A 14,171-nucleotide genomic window follows, 5' to 3' on the forward strand; every position below is an offset into this window, starting at 1 on the left:
CACACCCCCCGGCCGCGACCTCGGCTTCGGCGATCATGCCCTCCAGGATCGAGCGGGAGGCGACGAGGTCGTCGATCATCCCGTTGATGCGTTCGCGTTCCTGGCGGAGGTCGGCGATGACCTCGACGGTGGGTTTGGAGTGGCCGCCGAACACGCACGGGAAGATCTCCGCCATCTTCGCGCTCGGCACGCCCGCGCCGATCAGCCGCTGCACCAGCGCCACCTTGTCCACATCGGACTCCGCGTACTCCCGGTGCCCGCCCGCGGTTCTGCCGGCGGTCAGCAGGCCCTGCTTCTCGTAGTAGCGCAGCGCTCGTTCGCTGGCCCCGGTGCGCCTGGACAGCTCGCCGATCCGCATTCGTGTGCTCCGTCACGATCGGTGGAATCTGACATGGAGGTCAGATTTTAGCGTGATCGGCATGACGAACCCGTTGCTCAAGCCGTACGAATCGCTGTCCCTGCCGAACCGGATCGTGATGGCGCCGATGACCCGGTTCCGCGGTGACGCCCAGGGCGTCCCGCAGCCGTTCGTGGCGGAGTACTACGCGCAGCGCGCCAGCGCTGGGCTGATCGTCACCGAGGGCATCTGGCCCAGCGTGCAAGGCCAGGGCGCGCTGCGCGGACCGGGGCTGGTCTCGCCGGAGCAGGTCGCGGGTTGGCGCGCGGTGACCGGCGCCGTCCACGACGCGGGCGGGCGGATCTTCGCGCAGCTCATGCACGCCGGACGGTTGACGGTTCCGGAGAACAACCTCGGTGCGCTGCACCCGATCGCGCCCTCACCGGTGGCCGCGGACATCGAGCTGCACACCGCCAGCGGCAAGGTCCCGGCGATGGTTCCGCGCGAGATGACCACCGCGGACATCGCGCAGGCGATCGACGAGCACGTGGCTTCGGCGCGGCGAGCCGTCGACGCCGGGTTCGACGGTGTCGAGCTGCACGGCGCGAACGGCTACCTGCTGCACCAGTTCCTCGCCGACAACACCAACGTCCGCGGTGACCGGTACGGCGGCAGCGAGCGCATCCGGTTCCCCGTCGAGGTGGCCGAGGCGGTGGCGGATGCGATCGGCGCGGGCCGCGTGGGAATCCGCCTGTCGCCGGGGAATCCGCTGACCGGGCTCGTCGAAGCCGATCCCGCGCCGGTCTACCGGGCGCTCGTCGACGCCCTGCGGCCGCTGGACCTCGCCTACCTGCACCTGACCGACAACAGCCGCTACCCGGCGCTGCGCGATCTCCGCCCGCGCTGGACCGGAACGCTGATCGGCAACACCGGCTTCGGGCACCCGACCACGGCGGAGTCCGGCGCGGCGTTGATCGAGCGGGACGGCGTGGACCTGGTGTCCTTCGGTCGCCTGTTCATCTCGAACCCGGACCTCCCGGACCGGTTCGCCACCGGAGCCCCGCTCGCCGGGATCGACGAGACCACCCTCTACACCCACGGCCCCGAGGGCTACGTCGACTACTGATCAAGTCTTCCGGGCGAAGGGCGCCTTCGCCCGGAAGACCTCGGATCAGAAGACGACGGTGCGGCGGTTGTGGACGAGGACCCGGTCCTCGAGGTGGGCCCGGAGGCCCCGGGCGAGGACGAGCTTCTCGATGTCGCGGCCCTTGCGGACCATGTCCGCGACGTCGTCGGTGTGGTCCACGCGGATCACGTCCTGCTCGATGATCGGGCCCGCGTCCAGCTCCGCCGTCACGTAGTGGCAGGTCGCGCCGATCAGCTTCACGCCCCGGTCGTACGCCTGGTGGTACGGGCGGGCGCCGGCGAACGACGGCAGGAAGCTGTGGTGGATGTTCAGCGCGCGGCCGGCCCAGGCCTCGCACAGCTCGGGCGGCAGGACCTGCATGAAGCGGGCCAGCACGATCGCGTTCGGGTCGTGCTCGTCGACCAGCGACCGGACCTGCTCGAACGCCTCGGCCTTCGCCGCCGGGTCCTTGCCGAAGGGCACGTGGTGGAACGGGATGCCGTGCGCCTCGGTGATCGGGCCGAGGTCCGGGTGGTTGCCGATCACCGCGCGCAGGTCCACGTCCAGCTCGCCGGAGCCGATCCGGCCGAGCAGGTCGTGCAGGCAGTGCCCGTCCTTCGACACCAGGATGACCACCCGGCGCCGCTCACCGGTGTCCGAGACGCGCCAGCTGCTCTCGCTGCCGAGCTCCTCGGCGACGGCGGCGAAGCGCTCGCGGAGCTCCTCGATGCCGAACGGCAGCGAGTCGGCGAGGACCTCCTGGCGGGTGAAGAACCAGCCGGTCTCGATGTCGGTGTGGTAGCCGGCCTCGACGATCCAACCGCCGAACTCGGCGATGAAGCTCGAGATGCCGGACACGATGCCGGTGCGGTCGGGGCAGCCGAAGCTGATGACGAAACGCCGTTCGGAAGAGCTCACGATCAGTCATTATCGCAGGTAGTGAAGGTCCTTCCGGCACAGGGAGAGCTGTGTCCGCGCCCACGACCCACGGCCGGGTGAACGCTGGATCCGCGCCGGAATCGACCGCTTCCGGGGTGGCTCAGCGGCCGTTGATGAGGGCGGTGAGGGCGGCGTTGCCGGTGAGCGCGGCGGTGCTCGGACGACCCCAGACCTTGCGGTAGACCGCGTCGGCCGTGCCGGCGATCGTCGCGTCGACCTCGAGGGCTGCGCCGGTGGCCGCTCCGGCCCGCGGTGGTTCGCCCGGGTGGAATTCGACGAGCCAGGCCCGGCCCGCGTCCGCGGCGTGGACGAGGACCTGCCCCTGCGCGGTGCTGCCGCTCCAGTCGCCGAGGGGGAGGATCACGGTCAGGAACTCGTCGATGCCGTCGGCGGCCAGTTCCGGGTCGAAGATCAGGTCGTGCACGTGATCGGGGCCCAGCCCGGCGAGGGCGTGCTCGGCGTCCAACCGGTGGATCGCGGACTCGTGCGCCATCCGGCGCGTCCAAGTGGCCGGCGTGCCGCCGGGGTGCAACGCCCGCACCGGACGAGACGGGTCCATTGTGGACAGGGTGTGGCGGAGGTCGGCCAGCCGCTCGTCCCACCAGGTCAGCACGTCGTCGAACTCGGCAGGTGGGCGCGGCACTTCGGGTCGAGGAGCGCCGGGCTCCAGGTGCAGGGAGAGCTCGGCCCTGGCGTAGGCCTGCCCCAAGTGCTGGACCAAGCGGCGGACGTCCCAGCCCGGACAGGTCGACACCTGGGCGTTCGGCCCGGCCTGCAACGCGGCGCTGCGGAAGGCCGCGGCCTGCTCCGGGAAAGCGCAGTTCAGCATCTCGCTATCCATGCCCCCACGGTAGGCCTCGTGAGCGCCGATGGGGGCTCTTACCAGCATTGCCGCTCACGACCCGGCGTCACCGCCTCGTGAGTGGCGATGGTGGTTCTAACGACCATCCGCGCTCACGCGTCGGGAGCGACGGCAGTCCACGGGACGGTCAGCTCGCCGAGGCGCCAGCGCCGGCGGCGGTCGAGGACCGGCCAGCCGCGGTCGGCGAAGAGCTGCACCGCGTGCGCCCAGCGGGCTCGCGGGCCGAACGGGGCCATCGGTGCCGCCGTCGCCCAGCAGGCGTCGAGCTCCGCGAGCATCGCGTGCACCTTCTCGCCCGGCACGTTGCGGTGGATGAGCGTCTTGGGCAGCCGCTCGGCCAGGTCGGAGGGCTTCTCCAGGTCCGAGGGGAGGCAGGCCAGGGTGAAGGTCAGCGGGCCGCTGCGGTCCAGCGCCACCCAGCAGCAGCGGCGCCCGATCTCATCGCAGGTGCCCTCCACCAGCAGCCCGTCCGGGGCCAGCCGGGCGCACAGCTCGTCCCAGTACTTCCACGCCTCCGGCTCGGAGTACTGCCGGAGCACGTTGAACGCCCGCACCAGCGTCGGACCGGCGAAACCGCGCACCCCGGCGGCCAGCCCGGCCAGCTCGAACCCGCCCCGGCGGAACTCCAGCGCGGGCGGTTCGGCGACCTCCTTGCCCGCCGCGACCCGGTCCGGGTCGATCTCCAGGCCGACCACCCGCAGCCCCGGGTGCAGCGGCCGCAGCCGACCGGCCAGTTCCACGGTGGTCACCGGCGTCGCGCCGTAGCCGAGGTCGATCACCACCGGCTCCGCGGCGTCGCGCACCGCGCCCGCGACCCACGGGGTGCCGAGGATCCAGCGGTCGATGCGGCGCAGCCGGTTCGGGTTCGTCGTGCCCCGGGTGGGCATGCCCAGCGCGCGGGCGCGACCGGCCGCGAGCCGCGGTGCCCGCTTCTTCGGGACCGAGGTCATCCGCGGCGGGCCAGCCATTCGGTGGTGAAGCGCTCTTCGGCGCTGAGGAACTTCTGCACCTGGTCGGCCACCAGGTCCTCGATCTTGCCGCCCACGAACGGCACGTTGACCCGCACGCTGCCGGACACCACGAACTCGCTGGTCGAAGCCTCGCCCGCCACGTCGCGCAGCCACATCGAGCCGGTGATGGTGCACGGCGCCCCGGCGATCTCGGCCGCGATCTCGCCCGTGTAGTGCCCGTCCTCCTCGCGCCGCCACGACTCGCTGCGGTCGATCGTCAGATCGCCGCCGACCACGGTGCGGGCCACCGAGGGGAGCGAGTCCGCGGACACGGAGTGGCGGATCTGGAACTGCGCGCCGCCGTCGCTCGCCAGGTGCTTCACCAGCTCGGCGTTGGCGCCGCCGAGCTCCTCGAGGCGGTCGTTGAGGTAGTCGATGTCGATCAGCGCCTCGTACAACCGGACCGCGGGCCACTCTGAGGTGCTTCGGTGCTCGATGCGGCGTGCCATGGAGCGGAGGTTACCTTTGGCAACCGTGAACCCCTCCACGTCCGGTGCCGAAGAAGTGCGCGGTGACACAGCGCACGTGGCCGAGCTGCCCGGCGAAACCGCTGGTGTCCCCCTGGCCGAACACACCACCCTGAGGCTGGGTGGACCGGCGACCGGCCTGGTGGTCGCGACCCGCTCCGACGAGATCACCGAAGCGGTGCGCGCGGCCGACGCGGGCGGGCACCGCCTGCTCGTCCTGGGCGGCGGCTCGAACGTGGTGGTGGCCGATGAGGGATTCGACGGCCACGTCGTGCGCATCGCCACCAAGGGGCGCCAGTACGACAGCGTCGGCGACGGATTGGTGCAGCTCACCGCGGAAGCCGGCGAGGACTGGGACGAGGTCGTCGCGGACACCGCGCGGCAGGGCCTCGGCGGGCTGGAGTGCCTGTCCGGCATCCCCGGCCTGACCGGTGCGACCCCGGTGCAGAACGTCGGCGCGTACGGCGTGGAGGTCTCGGAGCTGCTGGTCTCGGTCGACCTGCTCGACCGCGCGACCGGCACCGTGCGCACCGTCCCGGCCACCGAGCTGGGACTGACCTACCGCAACAGCGTGCTCAAGCACAGCGACGCGGCGGTGGTGCTGCGCGCCCGGTTCCTGCTACGCGACGACGACCTGTCCGCCCCGATCCGCTACGGCGAGCTGGCCCGCGCGCTCGACGTCGAGCCCGGCGGGCAGGTGGACGTGGCGAGCGCGCGCGAGGCGGTGCTGTCGCTGCGGCGCGGCAAGGGCATGGTGCTCGACGCGGGCGACCACGACACCTGGAGCGCCGGCTCGTTCTTCACGAACCCGATCGTCGACGAAGCCGAGCTGCCCGCGGTGCTCGAACGCATCACCGAGCGGGTCGGCGCCGACCAGCGGATCCCGCAGTACCCGGCCGACGGCGGGGTCAAGCTGTCCGCGGCGTGGCTCATCGAGCGCGCCGGGTTCGGCAAGGGCCACCAGGGGCCGGGCGGACGGGTGGGCCTGTCCACCAAGCACACGCTCGCGCTGACCAACCGCGGCGGCGCGACCACCCGCGACCTGCTCATTCTTGCGCGTGAAGTTCGGGATGGAGTACGCCTGGCCTTCGGCGTTTCGCTGGCACCGGAGCCCGTCTTGGTGGACTGTTCGCTGTAGCAGCCGAAGAGCCGAACGGCCGTAAGAGTGACTCTTCGTGACTGATGCGTAACCCTGAGTGTTAAATGGTGTAGGTGGAGGGGGCCACCATGCTGAGCATCAGGGAGCTGAGAGATCGGGCGGTGATACGCCCGATAAAGCGGGCAGTGGAGGACCAGTTACTCGACCTGCCCGGGGTGACCGCTGTCGACATCGGTGCCAAGCGCCGGGCCGGTCGCAGCACCGGGGAGCAGGTCATCGTGGTCTCGGTCGCGCGCAAGAGGTCGCGCGAGCAGCTGAAACCCGACGCCTGCGTGCCGCTGGACGTCTTCGGCATCCCGACCGACGTGGTCGAGGAGCAGCCGGTCCTGCAGCACATCCACTGCGCCGAGGACGAGCCGCTGACGCCGAGACCGCGCCGCGCCGAGCGGCCCGGGGTGATCAGCGGCGGCAGCGGGATCGCGCCGTGCCGGGCGGTCCACCTCGCGCCGCCGGAGGTGACGTCGGCCGGTCCGCACCGGCGGATCGGCACGCTGGGCGCGCTGGTGACCGGTGTCGCGCCGATGGCGGTCGCGATGGGTCTGACCACCTTCGACGTGGGCTGCCTGGACGACGGTTGGTCGGTGGGCGACCGGATGGCCGATCCGGAGGGCGGGCGGGTGCACGCCGAGCTCGCGCGGGCCGCGCTGTCCGGCCGGGTGGACGCGGCGGCGGTCGCGTTGGCGCCGGGCTCCGCGACGACCTGCGTGGTCGAGGGCATCGGGCCGATCACCGGGCCCGCGACGGCCTACCCGGGTGAGCGGGTGAGCAAGAACGGCTTCGGCACCGGAGTCACCGTCGGCGTCGTGACCTCGGTCGATGCGACGATCCGGCTCGACCACGGGGACGCCCTCGGGGTCCGGGTGCTGCGCGAGCAGGTCCGGATCGTGGGTTCGCCGTCGCGCTTCTGCGGGCCGGGCGACGCCGGGTCGGCGGTGCTCGGACCGGGCGGTCGCGTGATCGGCCTGCACGTCGCGGGCAGCTGCGACGGAACCGTCGGCTTCGCCAGCCCGATCGCGGACGTCCTGGCCGAGCTCGACGTGGAGCTGTGCACCGAACCGCAGCGGATCCACGCCTAGCCCGCCGGTAGTTCCGCAGCTCATGGCCCGTGAGTCTTTTGTGGTGTTATGGCGACGCAAAAGACTCACGGGCATCTACCAGGCAAAACCATCGCCTGGCTGGGGGAGCTCACTCGTGGCGGTGCATTCGGGTCGCCGAGTGCTGGTCGCGGGGCTTGATCTCCAGGAAGTCGATGTTGACGTGCGGCGGGCGGGTCACCGCGAAGGTGATGACCTCGGCGATGTCGTCGCCGGTCAGCGGGGTGATGCCGCGGTACACGGCCGCCGCGCGGTCCTTGTCGCCGCCGAAGCGCACCTCGGAGAACTCCGTCTCCACCGCGCCCGGCGCGATCTCGGTGAACCGCACCGGCTCGCCCAGGTGCTCACCGCGCAGCGTGCGGTGCAGCGCGCCCTGCGCGTGCTTGGCCGAGGTGTAGCCGCCGCCGTTGTCGTAGACCGCGGAGGCCGCCACCGAGGTCACGGTGACCACGTGGCCGTTGCCGGAGGCGACCAGCTTGGGCAGCAGGGCCCGGGTGACGCGCAGCGTGCCGAGCACGTTGGTCTCCCACATCCAGCGCCAGTCGTCCTCGTCCGCGTCGGCGATCTTGGCCAGCCCCTTCGCGCCACCGGCGTTGTTGATCAGCACGTGGCACTCGGGGACCTGCGCGACGAACGCGTCCACCGATTCCTGATCGGTGACGTCCAGCGGCAGCGCGGTGCCGCCGATCTCCTCGGCCAGCTCGGTCAGCCGGTCGAGCCGCCGCGCGCCCAGCACCACGTTGAAGCCGGCAGCGGAGAGCTGCCGCGCGGTGGCGGCGCCGATGCCGGAGCTCGCTCCGGTGACCACTGCCCAGCGACCTGCAGAACTCGTACTCACGTCCACGTCCTCCTGCCGGTGTCGGATTGCCCGCACCATCCGATCACGTCACCGGGAGGGGCTGATTGTCACCCGATCGATGTGACACGACACACTGGTAGGGGAAGACATCTTTTCGGGCTCCCGGACGTCTTATGAATGTGGGTCATTTTTCGGCGGCTGTTCGGCTGAATTTCAGCAAAAGGGACAGCGCGGTCGCAATTTCTCAGAAGGGATCGAAGTGAGTGGTTCCAAGCTGCGTCTCCTGTGGACTGCGCTCGCCGGGACGATCGCGGCGGTGCTGCTGATCTCCGGCTGCGGTTCGTCCGCGCCCGAAGCGCAGAAACCCGCCGAACCGGTCGCCGAGGTGTCCTTCGAACCCGGTGCCGATGCCGGTGACGTGAATCCGACCGCGCCGGTCAAGGCCACCGTCGAGAAGGGCAAGTTCGACTCCGTCCAGCTGACCAACGACGACGGCAAGGCGGTCGAGGGGCAGCTGGCGCCGGACGGCAAGAGCTGGCAGGCCAGCGTCGCCCTCGGCTACGGCAAGACCTACACCTGGTCCGGCCAGGCGACCGGCCAGGACGGCAAGCAGGTCCCGGTGGAGGGCAAGTTCACCACCCTCCAGCCGAAGGCGACCGTCCGCGCCACGGTCAACCCGACCGATGACGCCGAGGTCGGCATCGCGATGCCGATCAGCGTCAAGTTCGACAAGCCGGTCCAGGACAAGGCCGCCGTCCAGAAGGCGCTGAACGTGCAGACCTCGGTCCCGGTCGAGGGCGCCTGGGCGTGGCTGTCCGACCAGCAGGTCGACTGGCGGCCGAAGGACTACTGGCCCGCGCACACCCACGTCAGCGTCAGCGCGAAGCTCTACGGCGTGTCCTACGGCGACGGCGACTACGGGATGGCCGACCTGACCAGCGAGTTCAACATCGGTCGCGCGCAGATCGTCAAGGGTGCGGTGGGCACCCACCAGCTGGTCGTGGAGCGCGACGGCAAGCAGGTGGCCAGCTACGCCGCCAGCTACGGCGAGGAGTACGACCCGGGCCGGAACACGCCCAACGGGACGTACATCATCATGGAGAAGAACCCGGTGGAGATCATGGACAACCCCCGGTACGGCTACCACGACGTGCGCAAGACGTGGGCGGCCCGCTTCTCCAACCACGGCGAGTTCATCCACGAGAACCAGGAGAACGCCGCGGCCCTGGGCAAGGTCAACAACTCGCACGGCTGCATCAACCTCAGCGCGGCGGACGCCAAGTCGTACTACGACACGGCCCTGATCGGCGACCCGGTCGAGATCACCGGATCGGCCAGCAGCATGCCCCCGCAGTTCGACGTCTACGACTGGCTCTTGAGCTGGGACCAGTGGACGGCCAAGTCGGCGGTTTGACGAAATTTCACGCGAACGGCGGTGGTCTCCCCGGCCACCGCCGTTCCGCTGTTCGGGGGCGTGTGAGCAGTGCCACCAGTTGCCGGTCGAGCTGGGGGTTTCGCGGCTCGGGGGCGGTAGCGTCCACGGTTGGCCTGGTGTTGCGGGATCGCGGCGGGAATGTTTCCGCCGACCGGGATGTCGGGTTCTACGTGCGCCTCGAAACCCTCGGGGTGACCCGCTCGCGATGGACAGCAGATGACCTCCAGAACGTTACGCATGCGCCCGCGCCGCGCGGCAGTCTTCTCGTTGCACACCTCACCGCTGGAGCAGCCCGGCACCGGTGACGCCGGGGGCATGAACGTCTACATCGCGCAGACCGCGCGGCAGCTCGCCGAGTTCGGCACCGAGGTCGAGATCTTCACCCGCGCGACGTCCTCGGACGTCCCGCCGATCGCCGAGCTCGCCCCGGGCGTCCTGGTCCGCAACGTCGTCGCGGGCCCCTTCGAAGGCCTGGACAAGAACGAGCTGCCGTCGCAGCTGTGCGCCTTCGCCGCCGGAGCGCTGCGGGTGGAGGCCCACCACGAGCCCGGCTACTACGACATCGCGCACTCGCACTACTGGCTGTCCGGGCAGGTCGGCTGGCTGGCGCGGGAGCGCTGGGGCGTGCCGCTGGTGCACACCGCGCACACCCTGGCCAAGGTCAAGAACGCCAACCTGGCCGCCGGCGACACCCCGGAGCCGCGGGTGCGCGTGGTCGGCGAGGAGCAGGTCGTCGAGGCGGCGGACGTGCTGGTGGCGAACACCGAGTTCGAGGCCGCCGACCTGGTCGAGCGCTACGGCGCCGACCCGGCCTCGGTCGCGACCATCCCGCCCGGCGTCGACCTGGACGTCTTCACCCCGGGCGACCGCGCTGCCGCGCGCGCCGAGCTGGACGTGCCCGCGGACGCCAACGCGCTGGCCTTCGTCGGCCGCATCCAGCCGTTGAAGGCCCCGGACGTGCTGCTCCGCGCCACCGCGGAGCTCCTGGCGCGACGCCCCGAGCTGCGCGAACGCCTGGTCGTCCTGGTGGTCGGCGGGCCGTCCGGCAGCGGTCTGGAACGGCCGCGCGCGCTGCAGGAGCTCGCCGCGCAGCTGGAGATCACCGACGTCGTCCGGTTCTTGCCGCCGCGCGCCGGTGCGTCGCTGGCCGACGTCTACCGGGCTGCGGACGTCGTCGCGGTGCCGAGCTACAACGAGTCGTTCGGGCTGGTCGCGCTCGAGGCGCAGGCCTGCGGGACACCTGTGGTGGCCGCCGCGGTCGGCGGGCTGCCGGTGGCGGTGGACGACGGCGTGTCCGGGCTGCTCGTGGACGGGCACCGCACCGGGCAGTGGGCCGATGCGCTGGGGTCGGTCGTGCTCGATCCGCAGCTGCGGGCGCGTTTGGCCGCGGGCGCGACGGGTCATGCGGCGCAGTTCTCGTGGCGGCACACCACCGAAGCGCTACTGGATGCCTACGCGCAGGCGAAAATGGCCTTCCACGCGCAACTGCGCATCCAGGAGGTGACGGCGTGAGCCTCGACGAGGTCATCAAGTCCACATTGGACGAGAACGGGCTGGAGTTCCGGGAGGAGGGCCCGGGCCGGTTCTTCGTCACGCTGCCCGGCACGAAGAAGCTGCAGACCAACTGCTGGCTGATCGTGGCCGAGCACGCCCTGGTCGTCGAGGCCTTCGTGTGCCGGCAGCCGGACGAGGCGCACGAAGAGGTCTACCGATTCCTGTTGCGCCGCAACGCGAAGCTCTACGGCGTGCACTACACCCTCGACTCCAGCGGCGACATCTACCTGATCGGCCGGATCGGCCTGCACGCGGTGACCGGCGAGGAGCTGGACCGGGTGCTCGGCCAGGTGCTGGAAGCCGCCGACGGGGACTTCAACGCGCTGCTGGAGATCGGGTTCGCCACCGCGATCCGCCGCGAGTGGGGCTGGCGCGAGTCGCGCGGCGAGTCCCTGGCGAACCTGCAGCCGTTCCGCCAGCTCGTGGAGCGCGACGGCCCGCTGGAGCCCCTGCACGACCAGCCGTGACCCCGGGTGCAACCGGAAGATCGCACCGCTCCGTCCTCGCTGTGTCCGAAACGACGCGGAGGAGTGGATGGTGCGATTACGTTGGATCCCGGTCGTGCTGGCGGCCGGGTTGCTCGCGGGATGTTCCTCGACGTCGACCTCGGCGGTCGACAGCGGTGTCGCTTCGGTGGCCCCGGAATCCCAGCGGAGTTCGCAGTTCGCGAAGACCCCGGGACGCAGCGCTGACCCCGCCGCCGGTCAGCAGCGCGAGGTGGTCCGAACGGCGGACCTGGACCTCGAGGTGGACGACGTCGCGGCCGCGAGCGCGGAGGTCCGCCGCCGGGCCGAGGCGGTCCACGGCTACCTGGAGCAGGAGGACGGCTACCGCTCCAGCACGACGCTGACCGTCCGGATCCCGGCCGCGGAGCTGGACCGGGCCCTGGACGACCTGTCCGGCCTGGGGCGCGTGACCGCCCGCAGCCTGCGGGCCCAGGACGTCACCGACCAGCTGGTCGACACCCGGAGCCGGATCGAATCCCAGCAGGCCAGCGTCCAGCGCCTGCGCGACCTGATGGCCCGAGCGACGACGGTCGAGGACGTCGTCTCGATCGAATCGGAGCTGACGACCCGCGAAACCGACCTGGAAGCCCTGCAGCGCCAAGAGGCGTCCACGGCGAACCAGGTCCAGCTGGCCACCCTCCGGGTCGGCCTGGCGACCACCTCAACGGCGACGACCGAGGAAACGGGCTTCCTGGCAGGCCTGGCGGCGGGCTGGCGAGCTCTGACCGAAGCCGGAGCGGCGTTCCTGACCGCAGCGGGAGCGGTCCTCCCCTTCGCCGCGGTCCTCGCGGTCCCAGCCGCGGCCCTCTACGTCCTGCACCGCCGCAAGAAGGCGCTGAAGGCTTCATCGCTGTAGGTCCCGGCGGACCGCGGGGGCGGCTCGGTAGAGAGGGGGAGTCACGAGTCGAGCCGCCCCGCGCGGGGGTCCCGCCTGACGGGCCGGTGGGCGGGGGGCACCCTGGGCCCGGCGGGCGCGGTCCGATGGGGGAGATGGACCGCGTGTGCTGCTCTCGCGTGATCGGGGAGTGCGTGGGATCCGATCAAGGAGAGCGTTGTCAACTTCGCAGAGTCATGCAGCTGCCACAAGGCCGCCACATTACTCCATTAGTGTGATGTTTAGTGCAAAAAGTAACGCACAGGAGTCGAAACGTCGTCGTTTTCCCAACGGTGGTGACTGGCGCCACTTTCGTGTCACGTTGGCGAGTGGATCACATAACTGTCGAGTGAACGGCACAACCAAATGTGCGGGTCACGGCGCGTTGCGGGAGGGTTGACCGAGCGGTGCCCGGCCGCCTTCGCGAACCCCCCCACTAGGAGCGGCGAGATGATCCAGCGCAATGCCACCACGCAGTGGACCGGTGACCTCAAGTCCGGTGCCGGATCCGTCACCCTCGACTCGTCCAACGCCGGCCAGTTCCCGCTCACCTGGGCGTCGCGCTCCGAGTCCCCCGACGGTCGCACGAGCCCCGAGGAGCTGATCGCCGCAGCCCACTCCGCGTGCTTCTCGATGCAGCTGTCCGGGCTGCTGTCCGCGGCGGGCACGCCGCCGGAATCGATCGACACCAGCGCCGAGGTCTCCTTCGGGCCGCGCGGCGACGGCTTCGCCATCACCCTCATCGCGCTCACCGTGCGGGCCAAGGTGCCGGGCATCGACCCGGCGGCCTTCAACGAGACGGCGCTGAAGGCGAAGGAGATCTGCCCGGTCTCCGCCGCGCTCACCGGGACCGAGATCACGCTCGACGCGGCGCTGGACTGATCGGTTCAGCTCCGCGCGCCCGACCTCCGGGACGAGGTCCCCGGATCGGCTCTATAGCCTGGGGATATGACTTCGACCCTGGTGCTGCTGCGGCACGGTGAGAGCACGTGGAACGCCGAGAACCTGTTCACCGGCTGGGTGGACGTCCCGCTGTCGGAGAAGGGCGTGGCGGAAGCCGGGCGCGGCGGTGAGCTGCTGCGCGACGCCGGTGTGCTGCCGGACGTGCTGCACACCTCGCTGCTGCGGCGGGCGATCTCCACGGCGAACATCGCCCTGGACGCGGCCGACCGGCACTGGATCCCGGTCCGCCGCGACTGGCGCCTCAACGAGCGCCACTACGGCGCGCTGCAGGGCAAGAACAAGAAGCAGACCCTGGACGCCTACGGCGAGGAGCAGTTCATGCTCTGGCGCCGCTCCTACGACACCCCGCCGCCGGAGATCGAGCTCGGCAGCGAGTTCAGCCAGGACACCGACCCGCGCTACGCGGACCTCGGCGCCGAACTGCCGCGCACCGAGTGCCTGAAGGACGTCGTGGCGCGGCTGCTGCCGTACTGGGAGTCGGCGATCGTGCCGGACCTGGCGGCCGGTCGCACCGTGCTGGTCGCCGCGCACGGCAACTCGCTGCGCGCGATGGTCAAGCACCTCGACGGGATCTCCGACGAGGACATCGCCGGCCTGAACATCCCCACCGGCATCCCGCTGCGCTACGACCTGGACGAGAACTTCAAGCCGGTCAACCCGGGTGGCACCTACCTCGACCCGGAAGCCGCCGCCAAGGCCGCCGCCGCAGTCGCCAACCAGGGCCGCTAACCCGATCAGTCACACCCGAAGGGGGCATCCGGGCTCGGCCCGGGTGCCCCTCTTCGCGTTCCGAGGACCGCAGTTTCAATTGAAACTGCAAATCCCAGGCACGGCGGATCACAGTTTCAATGGAAACTGCGGTGGGGCCGAGGTGGTGCCGGGAGGGCGAAGGTGCCCAGCGTTCATCACTCGCATGGGTGACTGGTGGCGAGAAGTCGCCGTGGTGGCGAACGGAGCGCTACCGGCGGGCCGGTGGTAGGTGAACTGGCTGCCAGCGCGGGGTGAAGGGGAGGTGAAGAAGCCCCCGATTCGTGTCGCGGGAATCA

Annotated in this window: 15 protein-coding genes; 9 read left to right on the forward strand and 6 right to left on the reverse strand. The window is 70.8% G+C overall.

What is annotated here, in order from left to right; genetic code table 11:
- Positions 1–358 (reverse strand): MerR family transcriptional regulator (locus tag OU415_RS21585; protein WP_270950744.1); only part of this gene is annotated, 358 nt, incomplete at its 3' end.
- Positions 359–419: 61 nt separating this feature from the next.
- On the opposite strand from OU415_RS21585, the gene OU415_RS21590 reads away from it, so the two are divergent.
- On the forward strand, positions 420–1,463 hold the full coding sequence (locus tag OU415_RS21590; protein ID WP_270950745.1) for an alkene reductase: 1,044 nt from the start codon (positions 420–422) through the stop codon (positions 1,461–1,463).
- A 45-nt stretch (positions 1,464–1,508) separates the two neighbouring features.
- Here the strand turns inward: OU415_RS21590 and purU are convergent, their stop codons facing one another.
- The 4 genes from purU to OU415_RS21610 all read right to left on the reverse strand — a co-directional run bounded on the left by purU (position 1,509) and on the right by OU415_RS21610 (position 4,723).
- On the reverse strand, positions 1,509–2,381 hold the full coding sequence (gene purU / locus OU415_RS21595; RefSeq protein ID WP_270950747.1) for a formyltetrahydrofolate deformylase: 873 nt from the start codon (positions 2,379–2,381) through the stop codon (positions 1,509–1,511).
- Positions 2,382–2,502: 121 nt separating this feature from the next.
- Complete coding sequence (locus OU415_RS21600) at positions 2,503–3,243, reverse strand: maleylpyruvate isomerase family mycothiol-dependent enzyme (RefSeq protein ID WP_270950749.1); 741 nt, start codon at positions 3,241–3,243, stop codon at positions 2,503–2,505.
- 113 nt (positions 3,244–3,356) lie between these two features.
- Positions 3,357–4,232, reverse strand: a complete 876-nt coding sequence (locus tag OU415_RS21605) for a methyltransferase domain-containing protein (RefSeq protein WP_270950751.1) — start codon at positions 4,230–4,232, stop codon at positions 3,357–3,359.
- Entirely contained in the window at positions 4,211–4,723 is a 513-nt protein-coding gene (locus OU415_RS21610; RefSeq protein WP_270950753.1) for a DUF2505 domain-containing protein, read from the reverse strand. Before OU415_RS21610 ends, OU415_RS21605 begins: the two co-directional genes overlap by 22 nt.
- Here OU415_RS21610 and OU415_RS21615 point away from each other — a divergent pair.
- Together OU415_RS21615 and OU415_RS21620 are read left to right on the forward strand one after the other, a co-directional pair.
- Complete coding sequence (locus OU415_RS21615) at positions 4,710–5,879, forward strand: UDP-N-acetylmuramate dehydrogenase (protein WP_408641886.1); 1,170 nt, start codon at positions 4,710–4,712, stop codon at positions 5,877–5,879. The genes OU415_RS21610 and OU415_RS21615 overlap by 14 nt on opposite strands.
- Before the next feature lie 146 nt (positions 5,880–6,025).
- Positions 6,026–6,976 carry a hypothetical protein gene (locus OU415_RS21620; RefSeq protein ID WP_270950756.1) on the forward strand — a complete coding sequence of 317 codons (951 nt, stop codon included), beginning with the start codon at positions 6,026–6,028 and terminating at the stop codon, positions 6,974–6,976.
- A 109-nt stretch (positions 6,977–7,085) separates the two neighbouring features.
- On the opposite strand, the gene OU415_RS21625 is transcribed toward OU415_RS21620, so the two are convergent.
- Positions 7,086–7,832 (reverse strand): SDR family NAD(P)-dependent oxidoreductase, encoded by a 747-nt coding sequence (locus OU415_RS21625; RefSeq protein ID WP_270950758.1) that lies wholly within the window; start codon positions 7,830–7,832, stop codon positions 7,086–7,088.
- Positions 7,833–8,052: 220 nt separating this feature from the next.
- Here OU415_RS21625 and OU415_RS21630 point away from each other — a divergent pair, with 220 nt between their 5' ends.
- From OU415_RS21630 to OU415_RS21655, 6 genes are all read left to right on the forward strand, one after another.
- Complete coding sequence (locus OU415_RS21630) at positions 8,053–9,207, forward strand: L,D-transpeptidase (protein WP_270950759.1); 1,155 nt, start codon at positions 8,053–8,055, stop codon at positions 9,205–9,207.
- A 237-nt stretch (positions 9,208–9,444) separates the two neighbouring features.
- Positions 9,445–10,740, forward strand: a complete 1,296-nt coding sequence (mshA, locus tag OU415_RS21635) for a D-inositol-3-phosphate glycosyltransferase (RefSeq protein ID WP_270950760.1) — start codon at positions 9,445–9,447, stop codon at positions 10,738–10,740.
- Positions 10,737–11,249, forward strand: a complete 513-nt coding sequence (locus tag OU415_RS21640) for a type III secretion system chaperone family protein (protein ID WP_270950761.1) — start codon at positions 10,737–10,739, stop codon at positions 11,247–11,249. Before mshA ends, OU415_RS21640 begins: the two co-directional genes overlap by 4 nt.
- A 70-nt stretch (positions 11,250–11,319) precedes the next feature.
- Entirely contained in the window at positions 11,320–12,144 is an 825-nt protein-coding gene (locus tag OU415_RS21645) for a DUF4349 domain-containing protein (protein ID WP_270950762.1), read from the forward strand.
- Between the two features lie 468 nt (positions 12,145–12,612).
- A complete protein-coding gene (locus OU415_RS21650) occupies positions 12,613–13,044 on the forward strand; it encodes an OsmC family protein (RefSeq protein ID WP_270950763.1) in 432 nt (143 codons plus the stop codon).
- Positions 13,045–13,110: 66 nt separating this feature from the next.
- A complete protein-coding gene (locus OU415_RS21655) occupies positions 13,111–13,854 on the forward strand; it encodes a phosphoglyceromutase (RefSeq protein ID WP_270950764.1) in 744 nt (247 codons plus the stop codon).
- The last annotated feature ends 317 nt before the right edge of the window (positions 13,855–14,171 follow it).

Origin of the sequence: Saccharopolyspora oryzae, assembly GCF_027853915.1 — a bacterium.
Taxonomy (GTDB): Bacteria; Actinomycetota; Actinomycetes; order Mycobacteriales; family Pseudonocardiaceae; genus Saccharopolyspora; species Saccharopolyspora oryzae.